This window comes from Marinobacter sp. AC-23 (assembly GCF_001858325.1).
In the GTDB taxonomy this organism is placed as follows: domain Bacteria; phylum Pseudomonadota; class Gammaproteobacteria; order Pseudomonadales; family Oleiphilaceae; genus Marinobacter.
The window spans coordinates 141,604-158,692 of the sequence record NZ_MBPP01000045.1; the positions used below are offsets into that span (position 1 = coordinate 141,604).

16 protein-coding genes and 1 pseudogene are annotated in these 17,089 nt (G+C 52.5%); 13 read left to right on the plus strand and 4 right to left on the minus strand.

The window, feature by feature from the left end:
* Window positions 1-33: 33 nt before the first annotated feature.
* Genes BCA33_RS14710 through BCA33_RS14730 form a run of 5 tightly spaced genes read left to right on the plus strand, consistent with a single transcriptional unit; the run spans window position 34 to window position 5,547 of the window.
* Window positions 34-2,139 (plus strand): type VI secretion system Vgr family protein, encoded by a 2,106-nt coding sequence (locus tag BCA33_RS14710; RefSeq protein ID WP_071266999.1) that lies wholly within the window; start codon window positions 34-36, stop codon window positions 2,137-2,139.
* Complete coding sequence (locus tag BCA33_RS14715; RefSeq protein WP_071267001.1) at window positions 2,108-2,974, plus strand: DUF4123 domain-containing protein; 867 nt, start codon at window positions 2,108-2,110, stop codon at window positions 2,972-2,974. Before BCA33_RS14710 ends, BCA33_RS14715 begins: the two co-directional genes overlap by 32 nt.
* Complete coding sequence (locus tag BCA33_RS14720; RefSeq protein ID WP_071267003.1) at window positions 2,958-4,121, plus strand: hypothetical protein; 1,164 nt, start codon at window positions 2,958-2,960, stop codon at window positions 4,119-4,121. The genes BCA33_RS14715 and BCA33_RS14720 overlap by 17 nt, the downstream gene beginning before the upstream one ends.
* A gap of 2 nt (window positions 4,122-4,123) precedes the next feature.
* Window positions 4,124-4,615 carry a hypothetical protein gene (locus BCA33_RS14725; RefSeq protein WP_139173021.1) on the plus strand — a complete coding sequence of 164 codons (492 nt, stop codon included), beginning with the start codon at window positions 4,124-4,126 and terminating at the stop codon, window positions 4,613-4,615.
* Window positions 4,612-5,547: a hypothetical protein gene (locus BCA33_RS14730; protein ID WP_071267007.1), complete on the plus strand. Its 936-nt coding sequence runs from the start codon at window positions 4,612-4,614 to the stop codon at window positions 5,545-5,547. Before BCA33_RS14725 ends, BCA33_RS14730 begins: the two co-directional genes overlap by 4 nt.
* Before the next feature lie 19 nt (window positions 5,548-5,566).
* On the opposite strand, the gene BCA33_RS14735 is transcribed toward BCA33_RS14730, so the two are convergent.
* A complete protein-coding gene (locus BCA33_RS14735; RefSeq protein ID WP_071267009.1) occupies window positions 5,567-6,445 on the minus strand; it encodes an SUMF1/EgtB/PvdO family nonheme iron enzyme in 879 nt (292 codons plus the stop codon).
* 171 nt (window positions 6,446-6,616) lie between these two features.
* Here BCA33_RS14735 and BCA33_RS14740 point away from each other — a divergent pair.
* The 5 genes and pseudogenes from BCA33_RS14740 to BCA33_RS14760 all read left to right on the plus strand — a co-directional run.
* A pseudogene (locus BCA33_RS14740) lies at window positions 6,617-7,634 on the plus strand (type VI secretion system Vgr family protein); the annotation flags it as partial.
* A complete protein-coding gene (locus BCA33_RS14745) occupies window positions 7,634-8,464 on the plus strand; it encodes a DUF4123 domain-containing protein (protein ID WP_071267011.1) in 831 nt (276 codons plus the stop codon). The pseudogene BCA33_RS14740 and the gene BCA33_RS14745, both read left to right, overlap by 1 nt.
* Entirely contained in the window at window positions 8,464-10,506 is a 2,043-nt protein-coding gene (locus BCA33_RS14750) for a LysM peptidoglycan-binding domain-containing protein (protein WP_083394772.1), read from the plus strand. The genes BCA33_RS14745 and BCA33_RS14750 overlap by 1 nt, the downstream gene beginning before the upstream one ends.
* Before the next feature lie 82 nt (window positions 10,507-10,588).
* A complete protein-coding gene (locus BCA33_RS14755; protein WP_254774437.1) occupies window positions 10,589-11,491 on the plus strand; it encodes an SUMF1/EgtB/PvdO family nonheme iron enzyme in 903 nt (300 codons plus the stop codon).
* 130 nt (window positions 11,492-11,621) lie between these two features.
* Window positions 11,622-11,945, plus strand: coding sequence for a TM2 domain-containing protein (locus tag BCA33_RS14760; RefSeq protein ID WP_083394773.1), 324 nt, complete (start codon window positions 11,622-11,624; stop codon window positions 11,943-11,945).
* Window positions 11,946-12,071: 126 nt separating this feature from the next.
* Here BCA33_RS14760 and BCA33_RS14765 read toward each other — a convergent pair whose 3' ends face one another.
* A complete protein-coding gene (locus BCA33_RS14765) occupies window positions 12,072-12,761 on the minus strand; it encodes a DUF3592 domain-containing protein (RefSeq protein WP_083394774.1) in 690 nt (229 codons plus the stop codon).
* A 165-nt stretch (window positions 12,762-12,926) separates the two neighbouring features.
* Here BCA33_RS14765 and BCA33_RS14770 point away from each other — a divergent pair, with 165 nt between their 5' ends.
* Complete coding sequence (locus BCA33_RS14770) at window positions 12,927-14,054, plus strand: hypothetical protein (RefSeq protein ID WP_071267017.1); 1,128 nt, start codon at window positions 12,927-12,929, stop codon at window positions 14,052-14,054.
* A gap of 6 nt (window positions 14,055-14,060) precedes the next feature.
* Here BCA33_RS14770 and BCA33_RS14775 read toward each other — a convergent pair whose 3' ends face one another.
* Window positions 14,061-14,750, minus strand: coding sequence for an MgtC/SapB family protein (locus BCA33_RS14775; RefSeq protein ID WP_071267019.1), 690 nt, complete (start codon window positions 14,748-14,750; stop codon window positions 14,061-14,063).
* 128 nt (window positions 14,751-14,878) lie between these two features.
* Between BCA33_RS14775 and BCA33_RS14780 the strand changes: the two genes are divergently transcribed.
* Window positions 14,879-15,724, plus strand: coding sequence for a DUF72 domain-containing protein (locus BCA33_RS14780; RefSeq protein WP_071267021.1), 846 nt, complete (start codon window positions 14,879-14,881; stop codon window positions 15,722-15,724).
* A gap of 88 nt (window positions 15,725-15,812) precedes the next feature.
* Here the strand turns inward: BCA33_RS14780 and BCA33_RS14785 are convergent, their stop codons facing one another.
* A complete protein-coding gene (locus BCA33_RS14785; protein WP_071267023.1) occupies window positions 15,813-16,634 on the minus strand; it encodes a DUF5011 domain-containing protein in 822 nt (273 codons plus the stop codon).
* A 228-nt stretch (window positions 16,635-16,862) separates the two neighbouring features.
* Here BCA33_RS14785 and BCA33_RS19890 point away from each other — a divergent pair.
* Window positions 16,863-17,089, plus strand: a 227-nt coding sequence (locus tag BCA33_RS19890; protein ID WP_139173022.1) for a helix-turn-helix domain-containing protein, incomplete at its 3' end; no start/stop codon positions are given.

A 17,089-nucleotide genomic window follows, 5' to 3' on the forward strand; every position in this document is an offset into this window, starting at 1 on the left:
CTCCAGACAAACATACCTTCAAGGATTGAAGATATGCCTCAGGCAAACGGATTGCAGTTCACCGCGCGTGTTGGTGAGTTTCCCTCAGATGTGTTTTCTGTCGTCAGCTTTGCACTGACCGAAGGTCTTTCGGAGCTTTTCCATGGCCGCCTGATCATGGCCAGCACAGATCCTGGCATTCAGGCCTCTGACATACTGGAACAACCGGTAGACTTGGTGGTTTGGCAGGATGGCACGCCTCTGCGTCGCTTTACCGGCGTAGTGAACGAATTTGCCCGGGGCGACACCGGCCATCGCCGCACATGCTACGAGCTGATCATCCAGCCGCCTCTATGGCGCTTAGGGCTGATGCACAACAGCCGCATATTCCAGACTCAAACCACAGATACCATCGTGCGCACCTTGCTGGAAGAACGAGGCATTGTGGATTCTGTATTTGATCTTAAACGTGCGCCCCAGGAACGGGAATACTGCGTGCAGCATCGGGAAAGCGACCTGGCGTTTATTGAACGGCTGGCCGCCGAGGAAGGCTGGCATTACCGCTACCAACACGGCAGCGTAGATGGGGACGAGCAGCCCGGATTGATCCTTGCCGACCACCACGGTGATGCCCCAAGGTTAGAGGCCGCCGAATACAACGGCAAAGCCGGTGGAAGCACCAAACAACCTGCGGTGTTTCGCCTCCGCTACGAAGAACGGGTGCGTGCAGCCTCCGTAGCCACCAAGGATTACACCTTCAAAAACCCCGCCTACGCCCTGATGCACGAACACAGTGCTGCCAGTGCCAATCAGCGGCAGGATTACCAGCACTTCGACTATCCAGGCCGATTCAAAGCCGACGCCAGCGGCCAACCGTTTACCGAAGCTCGGTTAGATGCCCTCAGAAACGATGCCAGCACCGCAAACGGCGAAAGCAATCGCCCGGATTTCACTTGCGGCGCAAAAGTGGAGCTCACCAACCACGACAGCGCCAGGCTAAACCGCGACTGGCTGTTAACTGCCATTACCCATGTGGGCGAACAACCCCAGGCACTGGCAGAAGAAGGCGGCTCTGAGCCCACCACCTATCACAACCTGTTCAGCGCTGTACCAGCCAACAAAACCTGGCGGCCATTGTGTGACCACCGGCCGCTGATGGACGGTCCACAGATAGCCATAATTACCGGCCCGGAAGGTGAAGAAATCCACTGCGATGAATACGGCCGGGTAAAAGTTCGCTTCCCCTGGGATCGGTACTCTGAGAACAATGAACACAGCAGCGCCTGGCTGCGCGTAAGCCAGGGCTGGGCCGGTGGGCAATACGGTTTCATGGCACTGCCCAGAATCGGCCACGAAGTGATTGTCTCCTTCCTGGATGGCGACCCGGACCAGCCCATCATCACCGGAAGAACACACCACGCCACCAATACACCGCCCTACTCGCTGCCGGAGCACAAAACCCGCACCACCCTGAAAACCCAGACCCACAAGGGTGAAGGCAGCAACGAACTGCGCTTTGAGGACGAGGCGGCCAAAGAGCAAATCTACATTCACGCTCAAAAAGACCTGGATCTGCTCACCGAAAACAACCGCACCGAAGTGATCAAGAACGACAGCCACCTGACCGTGGAAAACGACCGCTTCAGCAAGGTAAAAGCCAACGACCACTCAACGGTAGACGGCGAACACCGGGAAAAGGTAGGTGGAGACTACAGCCTCACCGTTGACGGCAGCCACCACAGCAAACTCGGCAAATCCCAGCTCGTGGAAGCGGGGAATGAAATCCACCACAAAGCCGGGTTGAAGATTGTCATTGAGGCTGGGGCAGAGGTTACGCTCAAAGCCGGTGGGAGTTTTGTGAAGGTGGACCCTAGTGGGGTGACTATTTCCGGGCCGTTGGTAAGGATGAATTCTGGGGGTGGGCCGGGGAGTGGAAGTTCGATGGCTGCCCAGATACCCGACATGACCGCTTTAATTCCTGAGCATAGACAGCCTGACGGTGACTCCCCAGCTATCGCACAAGCATCGCTGAGACCAGAGGCTAGAATCAACGCATCCAAGCTCAGCCTGCTGGATGAAGCTGCTGTTGCTGGCAACTTATCTGTTTCCAACTGCGAGTATGACGACAATGGACGCTGCCTACTACATAACCACGCTTGACCATACTGCTCCCAAGGGAGACCGCCCGAAGTCCTTTGATTATGCCATTGTTGACCTGGCAGTGGACCATGACTTCTTGAAGTTTCTTTATGAAGGTATGCAGCGTAATCCAATCGAGTGGCGGAGCCTCTTCGAGGGCACTAATTGGCAGGCAAGCTGGTTCAAGGGGCCCATCTTGGTTGACCTACGCAACAACGCGGCCTTTGTGGAACAACTTGTTAACAGAATGGAGAACCAACCTCTGGGGATATTGATACAGTCTACCCTGGGGGCTGCAGATTTTCTCCAACGAAGTCGGCAATGGTTATTCAGCCTGGAATCACCTCAAGAGCGACTGCTCAGGTTTTACGAACCCCGGATGTTGGCGGCACTTCTGTGCGTAATGGAAAGTTCTCAGCGGGAAAGGCTGGTGCTAACAGGTGAACGATGGTCTTGGTACGACGGCCTGGCTTGGCGTTCACGGCTTTCGACGGAGAACAAAGCAGTAACTCCAGACCCTGACATGTTTCTTATAAGTGGCGAACAACTTAGGCAAGTTCCCATTTACCGCATGGCTGCCGAATCCCAACTCTTGGCGGACCATTATAAAGATCAGTTAACAGAACATGAAGCCCCGACCGTTTGGGTACTAGCGCACCTGCTGGAAGCAAGTAAGCATGGATATTCGAAGGTGTCGGACCAAGAACGCTGGTTACGGCTAGCTTTTTGTCATGGCAATGCTTTCCCGACCTCAATCCGATTCCGTGATGTGCTTAGCCAGGAAAACCTGCCCGCCAGTGAACAGCTCTCCATCATGGAAGGTATAAGGAGGACTGACAATGTCCCGACAGAATGAAGTTCAAACTAATGAAATCAACCTCCCATTCCCTAAGTCCGCCAGTGATGCCAGCTCTACTGACGCCTCTTGCAGCGAGTGTCAGCTGGAATTTGTCGAATTGGTTCATGTTACCGGTGAGACGGGTGCGGTACATGCACTGACCAAACGGCAGTGCGATGAGCTGAGCAGCGCGATTGAAAAACTGCAGTTACCTCTGAAAAGCCTGAAACAGGCTGAAAGCGGATCAAAGGACCGGATCCCAGAAGCCAGGGCCAAAGCCTGGCACGCGTTGAAAGATCTCGATGCCCTGCCTCCTATAGCATCGAGCACCACGGCCCAGGAATTAATGAAAGAGTACCGGGCTCGCTGGCAGCAGGCAGAGCAGCGTTTAAAACGTCAGGAACGCCGACGGGAGCGCATCCGGAACGAACTAGCTCAAATCCGTCGGGAGGTTTTGGCTCCCCTGCACCGACAGCCAACCAACGAACCCAAAGATATGCTCACTATCCGAATCTTCAGATCGTTAGCAAATGAATTGGAACGGACGCTACCAGACATCGACACTGTACTGGATGCTCACAGGAGCAAGGTTAAATCAAAACGAAAGAACTACGAATTACTAGATGAGCGACTGGAATTTCTCCGTGCTGCGTTGGAGGCGGAAATCACTTATCGTGCTGCTCAGGCGTCGGGCTTACGCGGTTCTGTGACCATAGCGCAGCTGGCCAACGAGTCGGCGATACTTAGGGAGAGGACCGTTTGGCCAGAATTTATTGCTAATTCGGATATGGATGCCTTGGTACAACGCCAGCAACGATTAGAGGAAATCGAAGCAGCCCCCAGCCCCTCCTGGTGGCGCGAAACGGCTCGTTACGTCGTCAGCAGTGACCCGACACCCTCTCTGTGGAACCTGATTGATACCAGTGAGGTGGAGCATTACGACAAACTCCAAGATGAAAAAAAGCGCCTGCTAATAGAACAGGAGGCGGCCCTGAGCCGTTTGGTTAAAAACAGCCCGCCTTCTAACAACAACCTGTTTGCCAGCCCAAACGTCGGCAACACATCAGCATGGAATGTAGTGGAAATCAAGCGTACAAGCGAATCCGGGTACCGCTATATCCACCAAGAGGCACTGCTGCGATTCCGCCAGGCTGGCGCCCAATGACTATGGCGGACGTGAAAAAAGCCATGTCCTCAAGTCGTTTCCGGGAAGCCGGGGCTCAGGCACGTGATTCTTTGCAAACAAGCCGGGAACTAAAGCTTACCCTGGCAAAATGGGGCAGCCAAGACGATAATTTTTTCAACCAACTGAACATTGAGCTGTTTAAAAAAGAGCTATCCTCAGAAGATGGGCGTTTTTCAGCCGCTACAGAAGCTCAAATGTTTCGCTTTGCAGCCCAAGCTGGGCTCGCCGCATCGTACAACCCGGTTAGACAAGAAACCTTCATTGGGGGTGAAGTAGAAAGTGCTTACAGTCTGCTGGAAGGTAAGGCCTCCCTTAAGTCGCAGGTGCCCAATGTCGATGGCACGCCCTTGGTACTGGCGTACCAGGATCAAAAAGGTGATTTGGTGAAACTGCATTGCGGACACTTGCGCACTGACGCGGAATACTCCATCCAAGCTTCGCCGGAGCATGTGCCTCCCTGGCTGCTAACGTGAAGGTATCTTCTGCTCCACAGAATGTTGGAATTACCGGAGAATCTAATGGGGAGGTGTTTGCAGGCGCGACTCTGAAGAATGAAGCAATGTTCAGTGTGAAGTGGAAAGCGGCTTATGCGGAGGTTCGGGAGGCGCAGGTTACAAGGCAAGAAGAATCTGTTTCAAAAGAAGAGCAGGAGCAACAAGAGGGGGCAGATAAAGCGTTTAAATCCTTGCTGGATGTGAAGCCGGAAATTGCGCTTTCGGCGGGTATTGGTGCAGGGTTTGAGTTCAAAATTGGGCTTTCGGAGAACCGGCGGCTCTACATGACGCTAAAAGGCCACTTGGTTCTCGGCCCCGGTGGCGGCGGTGGTGTTGCAGCGGAACTGAACGGCCCACAGATCGTGGAACTTGTTACTTTTGTGCGCTGGTCTCTGGAACAATCAAATTTCCGGTTTCTGGAGTGGCTGGAAAGCGAAGCATTCACGATGCTCTCCCTGCTACTGCGCGTTCAGGCGGTTAGCAGCGATGAGTTGATTAATCTCGCAACCTGGCCGCTCGATAGGCTTCATAGCTATTGGAATGCAACCCAAGGAAATTATGTGGAGGCTGTCGACTCTGCGAATCGAATTGCAACAAACCGCAACGTAATTAATTACACTCCGGAGGCTAAGGCTGAAATACTCCATTTGCTTTCTGGCAATACTTCACAGGCGTTGCGCCAGAGCATAACAGACTTCGAGCAATTTGCCTCTGCCGCCCTTGCTGTACTGAGCACTATTCAATCTCACCGAGAGTTCATGGAAGTTCTACGACGCATGGGACAGGAAGGTGACGCCAAGGGTGATGTGGTTAACTTAAAGAACAACTACGTTAATTTAATTCTGAAGTTTTTGTATCGCTCAACCAAAGCTAAAGCAACGGAGCGATGGCTTGTTGAGCTATACTCATAACCAATAATGGATCTGGAAATTAGTTTCTTGCGCAACGGAATCCGCCAGTCAGAGGCATACTGGACTCAGGTACAACTCTCCTAGAGACTGTGGAGCTGTTAATGATGGGTCCTTTATAGTCCCCACCTCGCATGATTCTTTCAGGTTCTTTGAGATTGGGACCGACTGTAACAGTTTTACCTGATTTCGGGCCTTGGGGGTTAAATCGTTCTGACTTTCGATAATAGTCCTGGGCGTAGTAATCACTGACCCACTCGGCAACATTGCCAGACATGTCATATAACCCCACGGAGTTGGGGGTATATGAGCCTGGGGCTTCAGGAATATCCTGATCGTTACCATATAAAGCTAGAGCTGGGTCGTTGGCGCTACTTATATTACGGCCCGGTTCTATTTTCCCATTATCGGTAGCATGACGAATTTGTTCACCACCTGAGCGAGCGGCATACTCCCATTGTGCCTCGGTGGGCAAGTCCAAGGTATGACCAGACCTCTCCCCTAACCAAAGACAGAATGCCTTGGCATCATGCCAGGATACAGGCGCGGGGAGTTCGCTCGCAAAGCGTTCGGGAGACTCGTTTTTTTTGTCCTCATAGAAGCGTGCTTTAATCTCATGCCCAGAGGCCTTCACAAATACGTCAAAATCGCCCTGGGTTACCTCGTATTTCTGGATATAAAAATCGTCCAACACCACTTCATGTGCCGGGATGGTATCGGCCCCCATCGCCCAGCCCCCTGGATTGCCCATCAGGAACTCGCCGCCTTCAACAAAAACCATGTTGTCCATGTTGCGCTGAACGATCTCTATCGCGTACCAGTCGTTGATGGCATCACAGCCAGACAGAATCGTCAGGGACAGAGTAAGTAGCAGGGAATTTCGAGTATGGGAAATAAGCATTGTCCGTCCAGTCCATTGGAAAGCGAATCAGAACTGCCTCTTAATCGAAGCGACCAACGCCAGTTGTGAGAAGCCTTTGACTAAAACAGTCCGTGTTTTGCCCGCAATTTTAGCAGGTCGTGGCCAAAGCTGGAAATGCGGCAGACCGGCAATAGTTAAAAGCGATGCCCCATAGTTACCCGCCTCGAAAGCGAAGAAATCCACTGCGATGCATACGGCCGGGGAAAAGTGCGTTTCCCCTGGGATAGGCGCCAGCGGCCAAATGGGGTAGAGAGCACTGAAAATAACGAGCACAGTAGCGCATGGCTACGAGTAAGCCAGGGCTGGGCGGGCGGCCAGTATGGTTTCATGGCACTGCCCAGAATCGGCCACGAAGTGATTGTCTCCTTCCTTGATGGCGACCCAGACCAGCCCATCATCACCGGAAGAACACACCACGCCACCAATACACCGCCCTACCCGCTACCGGAGCACAAACCCGCACCATCCTGAAACCCAGACCCACAAGGGTGAAGGCAGCAACGAGCTACGTTTCGAAGACGAGGCGGCCAAAGAGCAAATCTACATTCACGCTCAAAAAGACCTGGATCTGCTCACCGAAAACAACCGCACCGAAGTGATCAAGAACGACAGCCACCTGACCGTGGAAAACGACCGCTTCAGCAAGGTAAAAGCCAACGACCACTCAACGGTAGACGGCGAACACAGGGAAAAGGTAGGTGGAGACTACAGCCTCACCGTTGACGGCAGCCACCACAGCAAACTCGGCAAATCCCAGCTCGTGGAAGCGGGGAATGAAATCCACCACAAAGCCGGATTGAAGATTGTTATCGAGGCTGGAGCAGAAGTGACGCTCAAAGCCGGTGGGAGTTTTGTGAAGGTGGATCCTAGTGGGGTGACTATTTCCGGGCCGCTGGTGCGGATGAATTCTGGTGGGGGACCAGGGAGTGGGAGTGCAGTCTCTGCACAAACACCACAAGCCCCAAGCGTAGTTGCCGCCAACGAAACTGTTTCCGGCAATGCCGATGCCTTGGCGGTAACCGAAACCCGGCCAGCGGCCACGCCTCAGCCCAGCCCTATCTTTAAACTGCGTGAAGCTGCACGGAATGATGCCTTGTTAAGCAAACAATGCGGCAAACAACCAGATGGACGTTGCGACTTCAGCCCATGTTCTTGTGAGGCTGGATAATGATAGAGAACCTGAAGGAAACCTCAGTGCTCGCCGGACACAACGTCTACCTACTGATAGATGGCGCTCAACTGGACGCACCAAAGCTGATATATAGCCACGACGACAGTCCGGAATTCGATCAGATCTATCGGCGCACGCCTCACAAATCAGCTCTGGAAGTGAGCCCTTGCATTGTTAAGCCATCTGAAACGAGCCGGCTGTGGACGGCCGAGCCTATCTGGCGCTCAGCGGCGGTTGTGATCGAAAGTAATGCAGATATTCAGACCCTTGCAGGTCATTTTAGAAGCTTGATCAGTGTAAAACTACCCGACCAAACATTCGCCTATCTCAGGTTCCATTCTCCAACCCAGGTCCATGGCCTGCTTTCCGCTTTTAATCCGAACGAGCGCGTTCAGTTCAGCGGCCCTGTACTCAAATGGCATTACTTTGACTCTGGAACAGGCTGGAAATCAACAGCGATACACAGCTTGGAACAAGCACAGGATCATGAAGCCAGAGAAGAAGGTTGGTTTCAGCTGACGGAAGAGCATATCCAAACGATCAGCGCACACAAAGAAGCAAAGTTTATCAGCGCTCTAGTCAATAATTCCGGTCTGCTGCTCACTCCGGAGAACGAGAGCCTGATGCGGACACTGGTTGAGCGAGGACGGCGCTATGGGTTTCGCACAGAGGCAGAGCTAGCCAGCTATACGGAAATAGCAGCGTATCACCCAAAAGCAATTAACCAGCCCGGTGCACAGTCGATTCTGTCCGATAAAGAAAAGCCAGCGGATGAGCGACTGGCAGAACTCGATAACCTGATGGCGCAAGCGCCAGGAGGTGCCTGATGCCGGCGAACTATGAAATAGTATCTGGAGATACCCTTGGTGCCATTGCAGAACGACACGGCGCAACGGTTACGCGCCTGCTTCGTCTGAATCCAACCATAGAAAACCCTAGCCTAATTTATCCAGGGCAAATCCTTGTTATACCTGCCGCCAATGAGGTAATCACCTCCTCAACCGAACCTGGCGAGATTATTTGCAAGGCATCCTGTGAAGATCAAATTGTAGAGATTGTTCACGAAACTGGCAGCAATGAAATCGTCTTCCTCACAAAGGCAGAAGCTGAGGAGCTGGCCAGAGAAGAAAATGCTATTTGTGGCCCCATCGAGGCGTTCTATAAAGATCTCAAAAACTTGTCTGGCGGCGAACCTGACTCAGAAGACAGGCCGAAAGAAGCTGAAGGAAGCCTGAAGTCTGAAGTTCAGGAACGCAAACAAGCGCTGATTGATGATCTAATATCTAAAGGTGCCATATCAAATGACATGCAAACCATCCCCAAATTAACCGAGATCAAACGGCTTTCTGGCAAAAAACATCGTAGCTACGTGCGCTCCGATAAAATGAAGAACCACTTACGGCGCTATAGCATTGCATCCCGGGATAAAGCACGCAGCAAAGGTTGGTTAACGTCAGACGGTATTAACGGCAAAAAGCTGGCCGAAGCGATAGAGAGTGAACTCAAAGTACAAGTAAAGTTCGAGCTGGGAAGTCCAGATCCCGACGGCGTGATGATGCAGGCGCTTAATCAGTTTTATGAAGAGGCTGAGTGGTCGGTCTGGGGCAAAAACCGAAAGCAAAAAGTTGCTGAGACCGGTTTTGATGCCTCTGCAGAAGCTCAGTTTATGCGTTTTGCGGCAGGAGCTAGCGGGTTTGCCGAATACAATCCAAAAAAAGGAAAGGTTCATATCCAAGCAAAGGCGGACGCACAGTATGTACTTGCGGAGGGTAAAGCGACCATTGAGCAGTCATTTCCCGCAAGCAACAAGAGTGCAATCCGCATCTACTACCGAGTCGGTGGCTGGGATGGCGAACGCAAATATGCATCCCTTGGGCACTTTCAGGCAAAACTGGCCATTACGGCTTCAGGTTTTGCTGGTGCATCTGCCGTATTAGCTGCGAACGTCCACGTGGATAGCAGCGAAGGTCTCCCAAAAGTTAAAGGCATAGCAGCTCGTAAAAAAGGACAAGGTGCCAATATAGAAGGTAGTGTTTTTGCTGGTGTTCGCGCCGGCTGCGAAGTGGCTGGCGATCTGCGATGGAAGGATGTTCTAACCTCTGAGAAAGAATGGGACACTTTGTGCAAGATCGGGGAGAAAGTGGAGGTTGCGGCAGGGGCAGCTGCGGAGTTTGAGGTTCGACTTATGTTCAGTGATCAGACAGGCAAGTTTTATTTTAACTGTCATGCCGGTCTGGTTCTGGGGGTTGGTCCATCAGGCAGTTTTCTACTGGAAATAGAGTCCAACAACATCATCAAGATGCTGCACTTTGTGTATAACGCTCTGCTGGATGTGGATTTCAGGTATCTGGAGCTGTTTGATGGGGATTCGGATACCTTTGTATGGTACCAGCGCCTTAGTTTATTCGCCTTGAGCAAAGGCATCTCAAGCATTGCTGCTGCTCAAGAGTTTACAGGCGGATCAATAGACAGTCTCGTCGATTACGTCGATAGTTTCTTTGTTGGTCGCCAGCGCGAGCAGCAAGGGACAGAACTGGCTCATAATGTGATTGAGGATCTTAAGCTGCAGGAAAACGCCGTACTCCTGCATTCACCGCCTGAAGTTAAAGGCACAGTGCTGGATAACATTCTCTACGATTGGTGGCTAACACCGGGTATTTGGAGCAGTGGCGATATAAAAGTACAAGCCGTAAATCAGATACTCCGGACATTTCAGAGTTGGCGTGATTTTGAGGAAACTGTTGTTCGGATGAACCTCAAGGCACCTCAAGGCCCGCAGAATTTCAGGAAAACTTTGACCGTTTGTTCGAGTTTATTGGCAAACGCAAAGTGGATCAACGGCTGTTTATACACCAATTGGGAAACGTAGTTGCGATATCCGGCAGTCCGGTGAAACTTGACCCTTTTAGAGTCTGCAAGACCTGTGGAATCGCTTAATACGGAGTGTATTGATGTTAAAAATTGCCCGAATTAGTGCCGTGTGGTTGTTTACAGTGCCTGTCCTGACTGCAGGATGTGGCGGACTATTAAACGATAAAGTTGAGTCTGAGGCTGCGCAGCAAACAGCTGCACAAGCCATTGCAAATCAGGTGTTTATCAAAGGCGGTACATTTATACTGGGAGATGTGGGTCGCCCAAATGGTTCACCGTATGTGACGCTCACCGATTTTAGCCGCCCTACTGCGGAAGTGAGCGTCGACAGCTACTCCATTTCTCGTTACGAAACAACGTGGGGAGAAATGAAAGTCTATTACGAAGCTCTTGACCGCACTCTTCTGTACGCAGACGACTTCATCTATAAAAAGTATGTAAAAGCAACGGACGACCCGTTATCACCCAACTACTATCGCAAGCCCGCTCGAGTGCCCAATTATGGAGAGGCAGAAGGTTACTGTGCCTGGCTGGCAGAGCAAACCGGACTACCGTTTGCACTACCTACTGAAGCACAGTGGGAATATGCGGCCCGTAGCCGAGGGACGAATATTCCTTACGCAACTGACTCAGGCACTATTGAAAAAGATCCCTACCTGCGGCGCCCAAAAGAATATGTGGACCCATCAATTCCGCCGTCGGGCAATACCCTGATGCAATCATCGGTTAAGTTCGAGCGCCGCCCAGTAGGCAGTTATCCCCCCAACCCTATCGGCCTCTACGACATGACAGGGAACGTGGCGGAGTGGACGCGAGACTGGTTTCAGGAAGACTTCTACGAGCACGCACCTGGCAATAACCCCAGTGGCCCGGCAAAGCCGATAAATCCAGACAAACCCCAAAAAACCGTTAGAGACTGGGCTGGCCGTGGAGATCACATGGCGGAGGCGGAACCGTATTTGCCAGAGCAGGTGCGCATATAGAAAGCTCGGGCAATGGCTTCCGCTGCGTCGTCAACAGCCCCGAACCGGTGAACTGATTCGTTTTAATCCGGAACACATACCCCAAACAGGTCCACCACAAAAGAAATCAAGCAAACCACAAGGAAGAAATATGAGACACATGGAGCAAATACCACAACAAAAGAATCGCCTGCTAGCCCTAATTCTTGGTGGGTTTCTCGGCATTTTTGGCGCTGACCGATTTTACCTCGGCAAGTGGAAAAGTGGCATTGTGAAAGCACTTACGCTGGGTGGTCTGGGAGTATGGTGGTTTATTGATAACGCTCTGATGCTGCTTGATGCGTTTCTATTTTCCTTGGGGAAAGACTCGGGAATCGTAAAGGATGCTAACGGCCAGGATCTTCGCTATGGACTATCGCTGTACCGGCTGAAAAATGGCCGTTTGCAACGAGATTGGTTCGATACTGGCGCCTAACGGTCCTGCATTAACTAGTCATCGGTCTTACTCAGGAGTTCAAAACTCCTGAGTGCACTGCTGCAATATACTTCATTGTTCCAAAGGATGCCCTGCCAACACCAGCAAGGCATCCAACCTACCCAGTCAACCCGCCAACTTGGGCAAGAACGAAGTATCAACCCAATACTTCTTCAAGTTCCCCTCATCCACCAACACCGGAATTTTCTCCTGGTTGACGTGATCGGTCGGGTCATACCATAAGTTTTCACTACGAAAAACATGGAGTTCGCGAGTTTGCGGATGCTGCCACTGGCATACGATTCTGAAAGGGCTGCGGCCATTTACGGTTAGGCCCGTATTTTGCTCTACCCGTTGCACTGACGCATGAATTTCTACGCCATTTTTCTGAAGATGGGCGTTTGTACGGTTCTTCACCGCACCGTACGCCAACATTCCGCCGCCCACTAATCCAAATACCGAACCAATCCCACCGACAATTAACGCAGCACCCCATAGTGAGAAAAAACCGTTGATCTTTGCAGCTTCTGGGCTCGATGGATCATAAAGCACCGTTACCTGCTCACCTTGGCTATACGAGGGCGGATTAGAGCCCGTGCGGGCTTGGAACTCGATTTCGCGGCCACCGGCAGCCGCGAATTGAACGACAGGGTAATAGCTTACAGAGTCACTGGAGCGAGAACGGATCAACTCAACCACTATGCCTTGTGCGGTAACAGAACGATCAAGAAATGAAGCTGTGTGGTTATATAAAGCAAACGCACCGGCCAGCATGCAGGCACCGATAATTGCAAAAACGTACTTGATGATATTCATAGTCTTCAACGATATCTTCCTTTTTAAGCGTTGAGGTTTTGGCTATAACGCCCCTGCCTTGGGGCGATCAAACTGCGTGCGAAATTATACCCGCAAATCGTCACCAACTCACCCAATTCGCGCTAGACTGATCGGCATGAACAATCGAACTGCACGGGAGACCCTTTGAAAAAACTACTCCTGATTTGTGCAATGGCCCTGCTGATGGCGGCTGTTTTCAGCACTATAGCCCAGCCGGTTCCCATTGAGCAGAAGCTGATTAACATTCACGCCCGCGATGTGCTCGGTGATTTTCCGGGCATTGAACAGGAGCCCGTTGAGATTCAAGCCATACTGCTTGATATGTCCGATGACCCCCTTCTGCTTTTGAAGGCTCAGGCTGCGTTCATACGTTATCCCGATATGGCGCGAAACCTGTTTCCGCTTTACGCTGCAGAGCCGGAGTTTCGGGATATTCTCAAACTCTATGGCGAAGACATTCTGCCACCCATTCAGCACTTTGTTAGCCAGCCCATCAGCACCATTGAATGGATGAATAGGGCATCTCGTCAATTTCAAGCCGCCAAGCGTTTCTTCACCAGCGCTCCGGAGGCATCGAAATCGGATAATCAACCATCCAACGAGCGCAAAGACCTCTCACCGGAAGAGCGAGGATGGTTTGCCGTCAATTTCATTCAAAGTGAAGGCCACGATTTCCTGGGTCAGTTTATTGTCGATAGCCAGGGTGCAACTCAATGGATCGGCACAGAGCGTGTACTGGAAGGACTGAATCAGTTTTTCGCCAGTGGCATCCGTAATCTGGAACGAAACTACCGCTCCGGAAATGAGATCACCGCCGGCGACGTTGGCTGGGCATCGGTAGACGTGCTGATTTTTGCCAGTGCGGTGAAAGTGCTCCGCGTTGGGCGTGCTACGGCAGCAACCACCAAAGGTGCAAGCCGGGGCACTCGCTCTGCTGCTCTGGCCTCAAGGGTTACCCGCAGCGGGAAAATGGCTCTGCGCAGCGCCCGTTACGCCAAGTGGCCCTTGGTTATCGGCGCCGGCTATCTCGTTATCACCCACCCCAGCCTGATTAATGACCTGTTCGCGGGAGTGGCGGAGGTACTTGGCTACCCTGTGGCCGCGGTTCAGTTTGTCGGTTGGTTGCTACTGCTTATTCCGGCCCTTTACATCGGCAGTTGGCTGTTATGGTTGCTGGCTCCACTGTTGATGGCGCTGTTTCGGGCCATGAGCCAACTGGTGGCAATACTGAGCGGGCGCTACCGTCACAGCGCCCGATACGAGAAGTTGTGAAACAGATTAACTCCACCCCACCTCATCAAACCGCACATCCGCCTGCAATCGCCCGAATATCTCCATGTCATTTTCGTTTTTTCCTAAGCGCAGCACCAGCGTAGCTTGGCAGTTTTCCGCTTTTGGCTGGCGAATCACGCTCCGGTTCTTGATCTTCGCTCCTTGCTTTTCAAGTTGGGCAGTGACTTCAGCTAGCAGATCAAAATCACCCGTCCACTTCAGTTCCAGTGAGGCATACCGGTCCCCTCTCACAGGAAGCTGGTGCAGAACGTAAAGCGCAACAAGCACCAAAAGAGTCACCGCGGTCGCAATCACATATTCGCCAAGCCCGACAGTCACGCCGATAGCAGCAACCGCCCAGATGGAGGCTGCTGTCGTAAGCCCGCGCACAAAGTCGTGGCTCTTTACGATCGTACCGGCGCCAAGGAAACCAATCCCGGTAATAACACCCGCAGCCGCGCGAGCCGGATCCATCCTGATGATGGAGTCCGCATCAACACTGAGCCCGGAAGATAGCTTTTGGAAGGCGACAATGACCGCAGCCGAACCCAGGCAAACCAATATATTGGTTCGCAAGCCGGCCTCCCTACCTCGTGACTGGCGTTCCATGCCAACCAAACCACCAAGCAGCATTGCGGCCAACAGCCGCAATACAAAAACCCCATCACGAGCAATCGAGTCGAGAACATGCTCCATCAAAATTCCCCTAAAAACACCCCGGATACTGAGTAGCTACACTCAGGTATAATGCATGATCTACGACCAAGGCGACACAACCGGGCGCCAGCAAAAAAAGTACCTGAACCGGAAGGAAGCGCTAACCCATGGCACACCCCTACTTTCTTGGCTGCCCGCAATGGCAACACCCTGCATGGAACAACATGCTGCCACCAGGCCCAAGCCCGCTGGAGCGCTATAGCAAAGTGTTTAACTGTGTTGAAGGCAACACAACCTTTTACGCAACGCCCAGCCAGGAACAGTGCCTGCAATGGCGCTCACAGGTGCCAGACGATTTTCGCTTCCTGCTCAAGTTTCCCCGCACTGTCACTCACGACCGATTGCTATCTGGCGTAGACGCGAGTGTCCGGGACTTTCTGGAGGTTGTTACACCACTGGAGGACCTATTTGGCCCATTCCTCCTGCAACTGTCCGCCGCGTTCGGGCCTCAGCACCTGAATAACCTCTGGCGCTTTATTGATGCCTTGCCGGCACCTCTGACATGTACTGTCGAAGTCCGGCACAGCGCTTTTTTTAGCAAGGGGGAAGCCGAAAGAAGCCTGAACCGTGGCCTCCGGGAGCGCAACATCGCACGCGTATGCATGGACACCAGAGCCTTATTCTCCGCTACCCCGGATAACGACATTACCCTTGAAGCCCAGCGCAAGAAGCCTCAAGTGCCAGTGCACTTGCTTCCCGGCGATGCAGCTCCGGTAATCCGCTACATCGGGCACCCAGATCTGGAAGCCAACCGCCGCTATCTCGAGCCCTGGGTTGAGCGAGTCGCTACCTGGGTTGAGGAAAAACGTCACCCGTACTTTTTCCTGCATATGCCAAATATTGGCGATGCACTCTCCCTCACTGAAATCTGGACTGGGCTTTTAAGCGAACGCTTGGAGGGAGTTAAAGCGCTGCATTTCAATGAAAAACAGCCCCAAATGGGGCTGTTTTAGAGCGCTTCACCAAGACTGAATGAAGCGCCGTTTTGTTAAACCTGAAATGTGTCAGGGGGCAGAAATCAAACTACTCCCACCACATCTTTCACTCGCATTGGCCTTTCTCAAAAACCCCTTCCGAGGTTTCCTTGACCCATGCTTGAGTCCCCGGGATAGCTCCCAGGTAATCATCACCTCCAGTGGTGTAATAACCACCGCCGTAATAGGCCCGGCCAGCCACGCTGTGGCTCAGGATGCTGGCATTCCAGTCTTTACAGGTTACAGGCTCACCGCCCTGTTCACCCTTACATGCCGCGGGCTCACTGGCGAACCATTGGCCTGTATCACCCTCATAAAGGAGGACGCTGCTCCAGCTATCGAACGAGCCCCCGATATCTGAGTCGTCACCGCTTGCAAGCGCACGAAGGCCGTAATTGCCACCTGCGTATGCGCGGCCTGCGGTTATGTGAGCACTGGGTGATGCCGTCAGCTGATCACAGGTTTCGGTAGGGCTCGTTGGGTCAATCACAACAACCTGGCGCACGGCAGTGGTCTCATTGGTGTCACTGTCCGTTGCGGTATACTCGCAAGAATAGGTGCCTTCTATAGAGGTATCGACTGAACTGCAGTCCGCCGTAACCGCTATTGCCCCGTCTTCAGCATCTTCTGCTGTCGCGCCCGGATCAACAAATGAAGTATTCAACTCCACTGACATGGGGTTATCTCCAGCCAGTTCGATGACAGGAAACTCCTTGGGAGGAAGGCCATTGCGTGGGTGTGCTTCGAAAAAGCTCCAGATAATATCCGGATAGCTTGGCCCTACACGCACCGCCCACTTGCCATTACTGCCTTGCTCGCCACCAGCCCAGTAATGGCCGGTATTGGTATCTTGCGAATTCGGCGTGGATAACGGCCCATCGAAGTACACAGTTTCAACCAGTGACCGGGCACCGCTGGTACCGTCTTGAGTATACCGGGTACGGGTGCAACCGTAGTTATTCTGGTAGGAAGGAGAACAGGCAGCAGATTGTGCCTCTGTTTCGGCAGGCGTATCTTGGATTCATAGAATAAGTGCAGCACTTTGGATCAGCAGGTAGAGGTAGGAGGGCCGTTGCCGGTACCCTCATTCGCTTTACCTACCAAAGTGAAGAGAACCATGGGATACCGACAACTGACCCAAGCACAACGATACCAGATTTCGGCCTTCTTGCGAGTAGGTTGGAGTCAGCGAAGAATAGCCCAAGAGATCAATTGCCACAGCTCGACCATCAGTCGGGAGCTGCGTCGCAATCGAACCCTGAAGGAGTATGAGCCGATGGAAGCCAGTCGTTTGTCTTGGCACCGGCGCAAAGGAGCTCGCAAATCTCATAAAAGAGCGTCCTC